The organism is Pseudomonas sp. P105 (assembly GCF_032614175.1).
GTDB lineage: Bacteria > Pseudomonadota > Gammaproteobacteria > Pseudomonadales > Pseudomonadaceae > Aquipseudomonas > Aquipseudomonas rhizophila.
The window spans coordinates 4,846,953-4,860,972 of record NZ_CP126693.1; the positions used below are offsets into that span (position 1 = coordinate 4,846,953).

Here is a 14,020-nt window from a genome sequence, read left to right on the forward strand (position 1 = left end):
TCATGTTTCGACGTCAGGCTCTGGCACTGGGCAGCCTGCTGCTCGGCGCCGTTACCCTGGGCGGCTGGACGCTGTTCAAGCAACAGGACAAGCATCCGCTCCTGCTTTCGGCACGGGACGATAGCGACGGCAAGCACTACGCCGTGGGCTATCGACTGGACGGCAGCCGGGTGTTCGCCACCCAGGTCAAGCAGCGCTGCCACGACATCATTGACCATCCGACAAAACCGATTGCGCTGTTCGTCGCTCGTCGCCCAGGCACCGAAAGCTACCTGATCGACCTGCGCGACGGTTCGCTGCTGCAGACCCTCACCTCGTTGCCGAACCGGCATTTTTATGGGCACGCGGTGATTCATAAAAGCGGCGAATGGCTGTACGCCACCGAGAACGACACGACCGATCCAGGCCGCGGCCTGCTGGGCGTGTACCGTTTTGAAGGCGAACGGTTGGTGCACAGCGGCGAACTGTCGACTCACGGCATCGGCCCTCATCAAGTGTCATGGATGCCCGACGGCGAAACGCTGGTGGTCGCCAACGGCGGCATCCGCACCGAGGCCGAAAGCCGCGTCGAGATGAACCTCAATGCCATGGAGCCGAGCCTGGTACTGATGCAGCGCGATGGCACACTGCTGAGCAAGGAAACCCTCGCCCAATCGATGAACAGCGTGCGCCACATGGGCATCGCCAGCGACGGCACCATCGTTTGCGGCCAGCAATTCATGGGCGATGCCCACGAATCCTCCGAGCTGCTGGCAATCAAGCGTCCGGGCCAGCCGTTCCAGGCATTCCCGGTGGCCGAGCATCAATTGCAGGCCATGGGTCATTACACCGCCAGCGTTGCCGTACACAGCGACCTGCGCCTGGTGGCCCTGACAGCGCCCCGTGGCAACCGCTTTTTTATCTGGGACCTGGACAGCGGCGAAGTACGCCTGGATGCGCCTCTGCCGGACTGCGCCGGTGTGGGTGCGGTGGCCGACGGTTTCGTCGTGACATCGGGTCAGGGCCGTTGCCGCTTTTACGATTGCCGGCAGGCACAACTGGTTGCAAAACCACTGGATCTGCCCGCAGGGCTCTGGGACAACCATTTGCATTTGATCTGACAAGCGGGCGGCGGGCCTTCAGGAAAAATCCTTACACATTACCGATGAACATCGTTTTGAATCGGTCGCGTACTCGGAGTAATGTGCCCGCCTGTCTGTATTTTCTCTCGGCTTATTTCCAAGGAAGTGGAACATGCTGCGACGCCGCATGCTGATCATGTTGGGTGTTGTCCTGCTGGTGGTATTGCTACTGGCCGGCTACAAGGGTTTCTCCGTTTACCAGCAGATCCAGATGTTTTCTGCCCCCAAACCGCCGGTCAGCGTCGCCGTGGCCACGGCTGTCGAGCAGCCTTGGCAAACCCGCCTGCCCACCGTCGGCAGCCTCACCGCACTGCAAGGCGTAGACCTGAGCCTGGAAATTGCCGGGACGGTGCAGAAGGTGCAGTTCCAGTCGGGGCAAAAGGTCAAGGCCGGCCAGCCACTGGTGCAACTGGACAGTGACGTCGAAAGCGCGCTGCTGGAAACCGCCGTGGCCGACCTTAACCTGTCGCAACTGGATTTTGGCCGGGGTCGGCAACTGGTGGGCAGCCAGGCGATCTCCAAGGGCGAATTCGACCGGCTCGCGGCGCAGTTGAAAAAGAACCAGGCCACGGTCAACCAGCTCAAGGCTTCGCTGGCCAAGAAACACATCGTTGCGCCGTTCAGCGGCACCATCGGCATTCGCCAGGTGGACGTCGGCGACTATCTGGCCAGCGGCACGGTGATCGCCACCCTGCAGGACCTGAGCAGCCTGTATGTGGATTTCTACCTCCCCGAGCAAGCGGTACCCAAGCTCGCGGTGGGCCAGGCAGTCAACGTCAGTGTCTCGGCCTATCCCGGCCAGACCTTCGTCGGCGCCATCAGCGCGATCAACCCCAAGATCGAAGACAGCACTCGCAACGTGCTGGTACGCGCTACCCTGGGCAACCCCGACGGCAGGCTGTTGCCCGGCATGTTCGCCAGCCTGCAGGTGATCTTGCCGGACAAGGCCAACGCCATCGTCGTGCCGGAAAGCGCCGTGACCTACACCCTCTACGGCAACTCCATGTACGTCGTGACGCAGAAGAAAGCCGACGACGGCACCGTCGAGAAAGATGACAAGGGCCAGCCGATCCTGATCGCCGAACGGCGATTCGTCGAAACCGGTGAGCGACGCGACGGGCTCGTGCTGGTTTCCAAAGGCGTGCAGAGCGGCGAACAGGTCGTGATCGCCGGCCAGATCAAACTGGATAACGGCACGCCCATCGCCATCAGCGACGACAAGACCCTGACCGAACAGAACAGCCCGCCCCCTGCGGACTGATCAAGGAACCCTCATGGCTTTTACTGATCCGTTCATCCGCCGTCCGGTGCTCGCCACCGTGGTCAGCCTGTTGATCGTGCTGCTGGGTTTCCAGGCCTGGAGCAAGCTGCCCCTGCGCCAGTACCCGCAGATGGAGAACGCCCTGATCACGGTGACCACCGCCTACCCCGGGGCCAACGCCGAGACCATCCAGGGCTATATCACCCAGCCGATGCAACAGAGTCTGGCCAGCGCCGAGGGCATCGACTACATGACCTCGGTCAGCCGTCAGAATTTCTCGGTGATATCGGTCTACGCCCGCATCGGCTCCAACAGCGACCGGCTTTTTACCGAGCTGCTGGCCAAGGCCAACGAGGTCAAGAACCAACTGCCCCAGGACGCTGAAGATCCGGTGCTCAGCCGCGAGGCCGCCGATGCCTCGGCACTGATGTACATCAGTTTTTTCAGTAAGGAACTGAACAACCCGCAGATCACCGACTACCTGTCACGGGTGGTCCAGCCCAAGCTGGCGACATTGCCGGGCATGGCCGAAGCGGAGATCCTCGGCAACCAGGTCTTCGCCATGCGCCTGTGGCTGGATCCGGTCAAGCTGGCCGGTTTCGGCCTCACCGCCGCCGACGTGACCGATGCCGTGCGCCAGTACAACTTCCTCTCGGCCGCCGGTGAGGTGAAAGGCGAATACGTGGTCACCAGTATCAACGCCAACACCGAACTCAAGTCCGCCGAGGCCTTCGCGGCGATTCCGCTCAAGACCGATGGCGACAGCCGCGTGCTGTTGCGCGATGTGGCCCGGGTGGAGATGGGCGCCGAGAACTACGACACCATCAGTTCCTTCGGTGGCACGCCCTCGGTGTACATCGGCATCAAGGCCACCCCCGGCGCGAACCCGCTGGACGTGATCAAGGAAGTGCGCAGGATCATGCCGGATCTGGAGGCCCAACTGCCGGCCAACCTCAAGGCCGAGATCGCCTACGACGCCACCCTGTTCATCCAGGCTTCCATCGACGAGGTGGTCAAAACCCTCTTCGAGGCGGTGCTGATTGTCATCGTCGTGGTGTTCCTGTTCTTGGGCGCCCTGCGTTCGGTGGCCATCCCGGTGGTGACCATCCCGCTGTCGATGATTGGCGTGATGTTCTTCATGCAGTTGATGGGCTACTCGATGAATCTGCTGACCCTGCTCGCCATGGTGCTGGCAATTGGTCTGGTGGTGGACGACGCGATCGTGGTGGTGGAAAACATCCACCGGCACATCGAGGAAGGCAAAAGCCCATTCGACGCTGCAATTGAAGGTGCCCGGGAGATCGCTATGCCGGTGATCTCGATGACCATCGCGCTGGCGGCGGTGTACGCGCCGATCGGTCTGCTGGAGGGGCTCACGGGGGCGCTGTTCAAGGAGTTCGCGCTGACGCTCGCCGGCGCGGTGGTCATTTCCGGGATCGTCGCACTGACCCTCTCGCCCATGATGTGCGCCATGCTGCTGCGTCACGAAGAGAACCCCTCGGGACTGGCGCATAGACTGGACGTGGTTTTCGAACGTCTTAAAAACCGCTACCAGCGCATGCTTCACGGCATGCTCAATACCCGGCCTGTGGTGTTGGTGTTCGCGGTGATCGTGCTGCTGCTGATTCCGGTGCTGATCATGTTCACCAAGTCCGAGCTGGCCCCCGATGAAGACCAGGGCATCATCTTCATGATGGCCAATGCCCCGCAGCCGACCAACCTCGACTACCTGAACAGCTACACCGATCATTTCATCACCATCTTCAAGGAGTTCCCGGAGTACTACTCCTCGTTCCAGATCAACGGATACAACGGCGTGCAATCGGGCATCGGCGGCTTCCTGCTCAAACCCTGGAACGAACGCAGCCGCACCCAGATGGAAATCCTGCCTGAAGTCCAGGCCAAGCTGGAGAACATCCCCGGCCTGCAAATATTCGGTTTCAACCTGCCCTCCCTGCCTGGCACCGGCGAAGGCTTGCCATTTGCGTTCGTCATCAACTCGCCCAAGGACTACGCAACGCTGTTGCAGATTGCCGAGCGGGTCAAAAAGCGCGCACTGGAATCCGGCAAGTTCGCTTTCATGGACGTTGACCTGGCTTTCGACAAACCCGAAGTCGTCGTGGACATCGATCGTGCCAAGGCCGCCCAGATGGGCGTCTCGATGCAAGACCTGGGCGGCACACTCGCCACCCTGCTGGGTGAAGCCGAGATCAACCGTTTTACCATCGAAGGGCGCAGCTACAAGGTCATCGCCCAGGTCGAACGGCCGTTCCGGGACAATCCGGACTGGTTGAACAACTACTACGTAAAAAATACCCAGGGTGAATTGCTGCCGCTGTCGACGTTGATCAAAGTCAGCGATCGGGCGCGACCACGGCAGTTGAATCAGTTCCAGCAACTCAACGCGGTGACGATCTCGGGTTTTCCCATCGTGAGTATGGGCGAGGCCATCGAGACGGTCCGCCAGATTGCCCAAGAAGAGGCTCCGGTAGGGTTCGCTTTCGACTACGCAGGGGCGTCGCGACAGTTCGTTCAGGAAGGCAGCGCGCTGTGGGTCACCTTTGCCCTGGCGCTGGCGATCATCTTCCTGGTGTTGGCCGCCCAGTTCGAAAGCTTCCGGGACCCGCTGGTGATTCTGGTGACGGTACCGCTGTCGATTTGCGGCGCCTTGATTCCGCTGTTCCTCGGCTGGTCGAGCATGAACATTTACACCCAGGTAGGACTGGTGACGCTGATCGGCCTGATCAGCAAGCACGGGATCCTGATCGTTGAGTTCACCAACCAGCTGCGCAGGGAACAGGGGCTAACCCCACGGGAGGCCGTGGAGCAAGCCGCATCGATTCGTTTGCGTCCCGTACTGATGACCACCGCGGCGACGGTATTTGGCATGGTGCCATTGATCCTCGCTACCGGGGCCGGGGCGGTGAGCCGCTTCGACATCGGCTTGGTGATCGCCACCGGGATGTCGATTGGCACGTTGTTCACACTGTTCGTATTGCCCTGCGTGTATACGTTGCTGGCCAAGCCGGACAAAACCTAACGCGCGACCACTGGCCCTGTAGGCGCTGCCGAAGGCTGCAATCGCCAAAAACAAAGGCCTCGCATATGCGAGGCCTTTGTTTGGGCTCTCTGTCCATCAACTCTGGGGCCTCATGCCTTGGGAAAGACTGAACATGAACAGCAACAGATCGTCGTCCGGCCGGATCGCCTCGCTGGCCTTGGCCACACGTGGCAAAGGGCAGTGCGCGTCCGGGTGGGAAGCACTGAGGATCTGCGAACGGGGCTGCTCCCATACCGCCACCGCCATAGAAGTAACTGCCAGGGCTCCTACGAGAAATAAACCTCTAGCAATTTCTAATTTCATCGCTATAAACCTTTGATAGCGCTGCCAAACGCCGCTTTGTAAAAGTAGACGAGTTTTTCCCATTCTGAATCGCTGAACGACGAATGGCGTCGCAGTTGTTTCATGTCATGGGACGCTGCGGTCCAGGAAGTCAGACGTTGACGGGACTTTTCCAAATCCAGCAAGGCCACTTCGGCTCGAGCGGACTCACCCTCTCCAGTCACGCGCACAAATACATGCTTGATATAGAGGCAGCCATGCTGCCAACGCCCCTTATGCATGCGAGCCAGGTTCTCTGCCAATGCCTGGAGAATTCGGTCATGCCCCGCTTCGCCATGACGCTCGCGCCCGCCTGCGGCATACCAGTGATCCAACTCCACGAAACCGTCCAGCGCATGAGTCACAAGCAGCGCACGCCACTTGTGAATCGGGTCCCGCTGTGCGCCACAGAAGATGACCTTTGGAACACTGACGTCGAGTCGGCTCAATGCCAGCAGGGCATCTTGCTCACGTAACACGGTTGGGCGGCCAAACGGATGCAACCAGCTACGGTAAATATGCCCTGTCTGACGCTTGGCATAGAGCAGATCGCCGCCGTTGTTGATCCGCTGCACTCCGCTTTCACCACCACGACGCACATTGGGTTGTTCCACCCATTCACCCTGCTGATTCCAGAAGTGTTCGAAGCCGCAGCGGGGGACCGCAGTTGTCTCTACTGCCACAACCATGCTGTTACCTCTTGCGTAATACATAAACTCGCCACATGGCATAGAGCGGCAGGAAGTCCAGTCGTTCCTGAATGCGGAAACCAGCCTGTCGAAATTCACCCTCGACTGTAGCGGCCGGTAACACAAATCGATTCTGGTAGCCTTTCTGCCCACGCGTGTGCTCCAGACGCTTACGTCTCCAGGCCTTGAAATTTCCATCGACCCACAATGAAACGATCACGCTATCACGAGTGACACGTTCGAATTCCCGCAGAATCGCCAGTCGATGCGCAGGTTCACCGATGTGGTGGAGCAGGCGCATGCAAAAAATGCTGTCGACGGCGTTATCAGGCAAGGCAATGTCGAACGCAGAAGCGTGCAAGGGTTGTACCCGTTTTACGACATCGGCGGGTTGAGCGTTCAACGCAGTCTTGAGCATGGCTGTGGAATTGTCCGCACCGATGATCACCCGGTTCGGTTTTTCGGCCAGCACAGGCCATAAACGCCCGGCACCACACGGCAAGTCCAGCACCAGGCCAGGGTCACCTGCCAACGCCAAAGCCATGCGTGCCAGTTGTTCATCACGGCGGTGGGAAAGACGCCGGCTCAGACCGGCCTGGTGTTTATGCAGGTATTGGTGGGCGTGCTTTTCGTCATATTTTTCGGAAAAGTCGAGCTTGATAGGGTTGGACATTGACGGGAGCCTCCATGAGGTAATGGCTCCCACGTTAGGGATGGACATGTGCACGCCAAGTCATCCCTTTGTGAAAACTTCATCATGCAGGCACTCGAGGGTTTTCAGGATATGTCCAACATGCAGGCCTTAGCGCCGTGCTCAGTTGCGAGGATGCAACTCAACCTCAAAATGACAGCCATTGGGCTCCATGGTGCTGAGGCTCACGGTCCAGCCCTGGTTCTCGCAAATCCGCTGGACCAATGAAAGCCCCAACCCAAGCCCTTCGCCGCGCTTTTCGTTACCTCGCACGAACGGTTCGAACATCGCCTCGCGTTTTTCTTCGGGAATGCCCACGCCACTGTCCTCGACCACGAAGCCGGTCGGGGACAGCGTGAGGCGAATGAAGCCCTGATCGGTGTAGTGCAAGGCGTTGCGCAGCAAGTTGCCCATGACGGCGGTCAGGAACGTGGCGTTATACGGGGTGTCGGCGGTTTGCCCCGGCTCGAAGATCAGGGTCAGGCCCTTGGCTTCGATCGGCGCACGCCACAGCCCAACGAGGTCCTCGGCCACCTGCCCTAGCGTCAACCGGGGCGACATGCCGCTGTCTTCGCGCTGGGTCCTGGCGAGCATCAGGAAGGTTTGCACCAGCTCGCGCATTTCTTCACTGGCCCGACTGATCCGCTCGACCTGTTTGCGACCGCGCTGATCCAGGGCCGGGTTCTCCAGCAACAGCTCACAGGAGCTGGCCAGGACCATCAACGGCGTGCGTAGCTCATGGCTTACGTCGCTGGTGAACAACCGTTCACGCGTCAGGGCCTGGCGCAGTCGCCCCAGCGTAGCGTCGAACGCCACGGCCAGTTCTCCCACTTCATCGGCGGCATAGTCAGGGGCGAGCGGCGGGGCCAGCCCGAGTAGCTGGTCGCGATGGCGCACTTGCCGGGCCAGACGCACGACCGGCGCCATCACCCGGCGAGCCAGGACCCAACCCAGGAACACCGCCAGTGCCAGGCTGAGCACGAAGCCCACCAGCACCACGGCGAACAGCACCCGTTCGCGCTCTTCGAAATCGCTCTGGTCCTGCAGCAGCACGTAGTGTCGACCGTCAACAATCTCGACCATGGCGTGATACGACAATTGCGCGCGAAAGACCTCGTGGAAACCACGATCCAGGTGACGCAGATCCTTGGGCAAATCGAAGTCACCCGGGCCGCCACTGAAATAGAACAACTGATCAGGTTCCGGACGATGACTCCAGTCCGAAACGCTGTCCATCAGCAGCAGGCGTTGCAGGTCACCCCCAAGCCCGGCGGAAATCAGCCTTTCTTCCACCAAGTGAACCGTCGCCACGATGCCCATGGCGAATGCCCCGGCGACCAACGCGCTCATCAGCGCAAAGGCGATGATGATCCGTTGGGCAAGGCTCTGCTTAAACTCCATCTCGGCCCTCGGCCAGGCGATAACCCACGCCATGCACGGTGTGCAACAGCGGTTTGTCGAACGGTTTGTCGATCACCTGACGTAATTGGTGAACATGGCTGCGCAGACTGTCGCTGTCCGGGCAATCATCGCCCCACAAGGCTTCTTCGAGGATTTCCCGGCGCAGCACGTGGGGGCTTTTCTGCATCAAGACCGCCAGCAGCTTCAGGCCTACCGGGTTGAGCTTCAGCAGTTTGCCTTCGCGGGTGACTTCCAGGGTATCGAGGTCGTAACTCAGGTCACCGACCTGCAAGGCGCGCCGCCCGCCGCCCTGGGCCCGACGCATGACCGCTTCGATCCGCGCCGCCAGCTCCGACAAGGCAAAAGGTTTGACCAGGTAATCATCGGCGCCGGACTTGAACCCTTGCAGGCGATCGTCCAGTTGATCCCGGGCGGTGAGCATGATCACCGGTGTATCACGTCGGGCGTCCTCGCGCAGGCGCTTGCACAAGGTGTAGCCGTCGATGCCCGGCAGCATGATGTCGAGCACGATCAGGTCATAGTGCTCGGTCGCGGCCAGGTGTAACCCCGACAAACCATCCTGGGCACAATCGACGGTATAGCCTTTGAGCCCCAGGTAATCGGCCAGATTGGCCAGGATGTCACGGTTGTCTTCAACCAACAGAATTCGCATGGGCATCTCCTCTGCGCACGTGGACGGTCATCGTGGCCCGCGCAGCTTAAGGCCAAGTGTGAATCACGGCTAGGGTTGTATCGGCGGTCGTAGCGAGCAAGCCCGCTCTCGCAAGGGTCGCGCGTGGATTGCCCGGACATTGACGAGTTTTTCACCCGGCATTCACGCCTCGCCCACGGTGCCCGGACCAGACTGCGCGCAACGCGCTGCTCAAGAACACTCCACCAAAGGTACTGCCATGGTTTCCACCACCACCCGTCCCGCCTCCAGGCCACTGAACTTCCGGGTAGCCCTGGGCCTGCCCGCTGCAATCGCGGTGATCCTGGTGCTGCTGGAACTGACCACGCTGGACATGGATCTGGCCAGGCTGTTCTACGACCCAGCCGACGGGTTCATCGGTCGGCACAGTTTTTTTCTGGAAGACATTCTGCATGACCGGGCCAAACAGGTGGTCATCGCGTTTTCTGTGCTGTCGATTCTCGGGTTCATCTGCACGTTCTTCCTCACCCGACTCAAACCGTTCAAACGCGAACTGGGCTGCCTGGTGCTCTCCCTGGCGCTGGCAACTTCTTTCGTCACGCCGATGAAAGCCGTAACGGCAGTACAATGCCCCTGGAGCCTGAAGGAGTTCGGAGGCAAGCAAACCTACAGCGAACTGCTGAGCCCGCGCCCGGCAACTGACAAACCCGGCCGATGCTGGCCCGGCGGTCACGCTGCCACCGGGTTTACGCTGTTCGCGTTGTTCTTCGTACTGCGCGACCGCCGCCCTCGCCTGGCCCGCCTGGCCTTCATATTCGCTGCCTCCCTGGGAACGCTGTTCTCCGTGAGCCGCATGATGCAAGGGGCGCACTTCTTTTCCCATAATGCGTGGACAGCGGTGTTCTGTTGGCTGATTTGCCTGGGGTGTTATTACTACGTGCTGTACCGGCCGGCCTCTACAGCGAAGCGAGCGGCGACAACCCAACCCGTCAATGCTTGAACACCAATCTGAATGTGGGAGCGAGCCTGCTCGCGATAGCGTCGGATCAGCAACATTGAGGGTGACTGTTACACCGCTATCGCGAGCAGGCTCGCTCCCACAGGGATTGGTGCAATTTCAATGAGCGGGGTAAACCCGAGGCATTAAAAAACCCCGCCTGCTTTCGCAGACGGGGTTTTTCAGTACAGGGGTAAGGCTGGCTTACATCATGCCGCCCATGCCACCCATGCCGCCCATGTCTGGCATACCGCCGCCAGCTGGAGCGTCTTCCTTGATTTCAGCGATCATCGCCTCGGTGGTGATCATCAGGCTGGCAATCGACGAAGCCGCTTGCAGAGCCGAACGAGTCACTTTGGCTGGGTCCAGGATACCCATTTCGATCATGTCGCCGTATTCGCCGGTCGCAGCGTTGTAACCGTAGTTACCCGAACCCTGCTTGACCTTGTCGACCACAACGCTTGGCTCGTCGCCGGAGTTGGCAACGATCTGGCGCAGCGGTGCTTCAACAGCGCGACGCAGCAACTGGATGCCCACGTTCTGGTCATCGTTATCGCCTTTGAGCTCGCTGATGGCCTGCAGGGCACGAACCAGTGCCACGCCGCCGCCAGGTACCACGCCTTCTTCGACGGCTGCGCGGGTTGCGTGCAGGGCGTCTTCAACGCGGGCTTTCTTCTCTTTCATTTCAACTTCGGAACCGGCGCCAACCTTGATCACTGCAACGCCGCCCGACAGCTTGGCCAGACGCTCTTGCAGTTTTTCACGGTCGTAGTCGGACGAAGTGTCGGCCACTTGTGCGCGGATCTGAGTAACGCGAGCCTGGATATCAGCCTCGACGCCAGCGCCGTCGATCACGGTGGTGTTTTCCTTGGACAGGATTACGCGCTTGGCGTTACCCAGGTGCTCCAGGGTGGTGCTTTCCAGGCTCAGGCCGATCTCTTCGGAGATAACGGTACCGCCGGTCAGTACGGCGATGTCCTGCAGCATGGCCTTGCGACGGTCGCCGAAGCCAGGTGCCTTGACGGCAGCGACTTTAACGATACCGCGCATGTTGTTCACAACCAGAGTCGCCAGGGCTTCGCCTTCAACGTCTTCAGCCACGATCAGCAGTGGGCGGCCGGCTTTGGCAACGGCTTCCAGCACTGGCAGCATTTCGCGGATGTTGGAGATTTTCTTGTCGACCAGCAGGATCAGCGGGCTCTCAAGCTCGGCAACCATGGTGTCCGGCTTGTTGACGAAGTACGGCGACAGGTAGCCACGGTCGAACTGCATGCCTTCAACAACCGACAGTTCGTTTTCCAGGCCCGAGCCTTCTTCAACGGTGATCACGCCTTCTTTACCGACTTTTTCCATGGCTTCGGCAATGATGTCGCCGATGGAGTTGTCGGAGTTGGCCGAGATGGTGCCGACCTGAGCGATAGCCTTGGTATCAGCGCATGGCTTGGACAGGGCTTTAAGCTCTTTGACGATGGCGATGGTCGCCTTGTCGATGCCGCGCTTGAGGTCCATCGGGTTCATGCCGGCAGCGACAGCCTTGAGGCCTTCGTTGACGATCGATTGAGCCAGTACGGTCGCGGTGGTGGTGCCGTCACCAGCATCATCGTTGGCACGGGAGGCAACGTCTTTGACCAGTTGCGCGCCCATGTTTTCAAAGCGGTCTTTGAGCTCGATTTCCTTGGCTACGGAAACGCCGTCCTTGGTGATGGTCGGAGCGCCGAAGCTCTTCTCGATGATCACGTTACGGCCTTTAGGGCCCAGGGTCGCTTTTACTGCGTCAGCCAGGACGTTGACACCGGCGAGCATTTTCTTGCGGGCGGAATCGCCGAATTTAACTTCTTTAGCAGCCATGATCGATATTCCTTAAATACTTTGTAGTAACGGGAAAATGAGCGGGGGAATCAGTCTTCCAGGACAGCGAGGATTTCGTTCTCGCTCATCACCAGCAGGTCTTCGCCGTCGACTTTCACTGTGTTGCTGCCGGAGTAAGGGCCGAACACAACCTTGTCACCCACTTTCACGGCCAGCGCACGTACTTCACCGTTTTCCAGAGCCTTGCCTGGGCCTACAGCGAGAACTTCACCGTGGTTGGCTTTTTCAGCAGCCGAACCTGGCAGGACGATACCGCCAGCGGTTTTCTTCTCTTCTTCGCTGCGACGGATGACGACGCGGTCATGCAGAGGACGAAGCTTCATTGTCGATCTCTCCTAATTTTGGTTTTCATCGGCCGGTGTAGTCCCGGCGGGTTTAACAAAAGCCGGCGGAGCCGGATGCGGTTCGTCAAGCGAACCGCAGAAGTCTGTCCAGTGTCGCCACCGGAAACCTTGCGGTGACCCATACATAAGGGCGTACAAGCCGATTTCAAGGGTCGGGTAGAAAATTTTTTACTTCACGAAGCCGAAAACGAACACGGCACCCGAAGGTGCCGTGTCGCTGGTTTTACTTGGGATCGCGGTGCTCGAACTCGCCTTCGATCACATCCGGTTCGCGGCCCACAGGTTCTCGTGGAGTCGGCCCGCCACGGGGCTGAAGGTCGTCGGCGAAGGCTCGCTGGCGAATCGCCTGTTCTTCGGCACGCTGGCGCATTTTATTGGCCAGCAGCCGACGGGTGAACGGCAGCAGCATGACCAGGCCCAGCACATCGCTGATAAAGCCAGGCAGGATCAACAGACCGCCACCCAAGGCCAGCATCAGGCCTTCGAGCATGGTCTGGGCAGGCAGCTCGCCACGGTTCAGGCTTTCACGGGCACGCAGAGCCGTGGCGAGGCCGGCGATGCGCAGCACGAACACGCCGAGCATCGAGCCGAGAATGACCAGCAGCAGCGCCGGGAAAAACCCGATCGCCCCGCTGACCTTGACGAATACGAACAGCTCCAACACCGGGAACAGCAGAAAGAGCAACAAAAAAGGGCGCATCAAAAGGTTCCTCAACGCAAGAATGCCTTGCTATCAAACCCTAAATGACGTCGCCCTTTCGTGAATTCAAGCGTCAGCCTCAGCATTTTTTGGCCATTGCTCGGCGTGAGCCAGATAAACCAAGGCTTCGCGCACTTGTGTCGGCGTATTGCAAGGCGCTGGAAACGCCAGCCAGTACAGGGCCTGACCGATCCGCAAGTGCATGCCTTCGCTGTCGATACCGGCCAGTTGCGCAGGTTCGGTGGCGGGCAGACCGGCCAGCTCGACGTAATGCGCGATGGCCTTGGCATGGTCGGCATTCATGTGGTCGATCATGCTGGCTTCGGCCTTGCCGGCGAAGGGGTTGGCCAGGGTGATCTGGTCGATCCAGTGAATGGCCCCAAAGCCACCGATGTAACGATGACGCACCGGGTTGAGCACCCAGAAATCGAAGTCATGGGCCTTGTGGTAGTTCTGCGACTCCGGGAAATAACGGTAGTAACGCTCAGCAGCGGCGTCGATGGCGAGGTTGTCTTCCAGCTTGCGCGCCTCGGCCAGATAAGTCAGGCGCCCTACGGCCTGCACATCCTCGGCCCCCCGCTCACCTACGAGCATTGAACACTTGGGGTCTTTTTGCAGGTTGTGGGTGTGTTGGGCGATACGGCTGATCAGGATCAGTGGACGGCCTTGGTCGTCCAGGCAATAGGGCACCACGGAGCCGAACGGGAAACCGGGCATGGATTTGGAATGGGTGGAGAGCACTCCACGGTATTCCTTGAGCAGCAATTCTCGTGCATGCTTGGCAGCTTCAACGCTCAATTTATGACTCCTTTGATCAAATCCGTCTGGAAACGGTCAGGCGACTGGAGCAAAGTACCAGCGCGCCTTTAGGCAGTTCTCGTGTGCAACCGGGCTACGCCGTCGCAGATCGAGA

Annotated in this window: 13 protein-coding genes; 4 read left to right on the top strand and 9 right to left on the bottom strand. The window is 59.8% G+C overall.

Going from position 1 to position 14,020, the window contains the following annotated elements:
• Positions 1–2: 2 nt before the first annotated feature.
• The 3 genes from QOM08_RS21815 (at position 3) to QOM08_RS21825 (ending at position 5,422) form a co-directional block, all read left to right on the top strand.
• Entirely contained in the window at positions 3–1,100 is a 1,098-nt protein-coding gene (locus QOM08_RS21815) for a DUF1513 domain-containing protein (protein WP_047226991.1), read from the top strand.
• A 133-nt stretch (positions 1,101–1,233) separates the two neighbouring features.
• Positions 1,234–2,382 (top strand): efflux RND transporter periplasmic adaptor subunit, encoded by a 1,149-nt coding sequence (locus QOM08_RS21820; RefSeq protein WP_047226992.1) that lies wholly within the window; start codon positions 1,234–1,236, stop codon positions 2,380–2,382.
• A 13-nt stretch (positions 2,383–2,395) separates the two neighbouring features.
• Entirely contained in the window at positions 2,396–5,422 is a 3,027-nt protein-coding gene (locus QOM08_RS21825) for a multidrug efflux RND transporter permease subunit (protein WP_316912117.1), read from the top strand.
• A 96-nt stretch (positions 5,423–5,518) separates the two neighbouring features.
• Here the strand turns inward: QOM08_RS21825 and QOM08_RS21830 are convergent, their stop codons facing one another.
• From QOM08_RS21830 to colR, 5 genes are all read right to left on the bottom strand, one after another.
• Positions 5,519–5,746 (bottom strand): hypothetical protein, encoded by a 228-nt coding sequence (locus QOM08_RS21830; protein WP_076383717.1) that lies wholly within the window; start codon positions 5,744–5,746, stop codon positions 5,519–5,521.
• Positions 5,747–5,748: 2 nt separating this feature from the next.
• Entirely contained in the window at positions 5,749–6,453 is a 705-nt protein-coding gene (locus QOM08_RS21835) for a lipopolysaccharide kinase InaA family protein (RefSeq protein WP_188251993.1), read from the bottom strand.
• Between the two features lie 4 nt (positions 6,454–6,457).
• Entirely contained in the window at positions 6,458–7,126 is a 669-nt protein-coding gene (locus QOM08_RS21840) for a class I SAM-dependent methyltransferase (protein WP_139049326.1), read from the bottom strand.
• 141 nt (positions 7,127–7,267) lie between these two features.
• Entirely contained in the window at positions 7,268–8,545 is a 1,278-nt protein-coding gene (locus tag QOM08_RS21845) for a sensor histidine kinase (protein WP_139049325.1), read from the bottom strand.
• The gene (gene colR, locus QOM08_RS21850) at positions 8,535–9,218 is read right to left on the bottom strand and encodes a two-component system response regulator ColR (RefSeq protein WP_047226998.1); all 684 of its coding nucleotides are present in this window, start codon (positions 9,216–9,218) and stop codon (positions 8,535–8,537) included. Before colR ends, QOM08_RS21845 begins: the two co-directional genes overlap by 11 nt.
• A gap of 238 nt (positions 9,219–9,456) precedes the next feature.
• Here colR and QOM08_RS21855 point away from each other — a divergent pair, with 238 nt between their 5' ends.
• Positions 9,457–10,197 carry a phosphatase PAP2 family protein gene (locus tag QOM08_RS21855; RefSeq protein WP_139049324.1) on the top strand — a complete coding sequence of 247 codons (741 nt, stop codon included), beginning with the start codon at positions 9,457–9,459 and terminating at the stop codon, positions 10,195–10,197.
• A gap of 201 nt (positions 10,198–10,398) precedes the next feature.
• Here QOM08_RS21855 and groL read toward each other — a convergent pair whose 3' ends face one another.
• The 4 genes from groL to QOM08_RS21875 all read right to left on the bottom strand — a co-directional run bounded on the left by groL (position 10,399) and on the right by QOM08_RS21875 (position 13,905).
• Positions 10,399–12,042 (bottom strand): chaperonin GroEL, encoded by a 1,644-nt coding sequence (gene groL / locus QOM08_RS21860; protein WP_047227000.1) that lies wholly within the window; start codon positions 12,040–12,042, stop codon positions 10,399–10,401.
• 50 nt (positions 12,043–12,092) lie between these two features.
• Positions 12,093–12,386 (bottom strand): co-chaperone GroES, encoded by a 294-nt coding sequence (locus QOM08_RS21865; RefSeq protein ID WP_047227001.1) that lies wholly within the window; start codon positions 12,384–12,386, stop codon positions 12,093–12,095.
• 244 nt (positions 12,387–12,630) lie between these two features.
• A complete protein-coding gene (locus QOM08_RS21870; protein WP_092393136.1) occupies positions 12,631–13,107 on the bottom strand; it encodes an FxsA family protein in 477 nt (158 codons plus the stop codon).
• Positions 13,108–13,173: 66 nt separating this feature from the next.
• On the bottom strand, positions 13,174–13,905 hold the full coding sequence (locus QOM08_RS21875) for a HugZ family protein (protein ID WP_076383714.1): 732 nt from the start codon (positions 13,903–13,905) through the stop codon (positions 13,174–13,176).
• Positions 13,906–14,020: the final 115 nt, after the last annotated feature.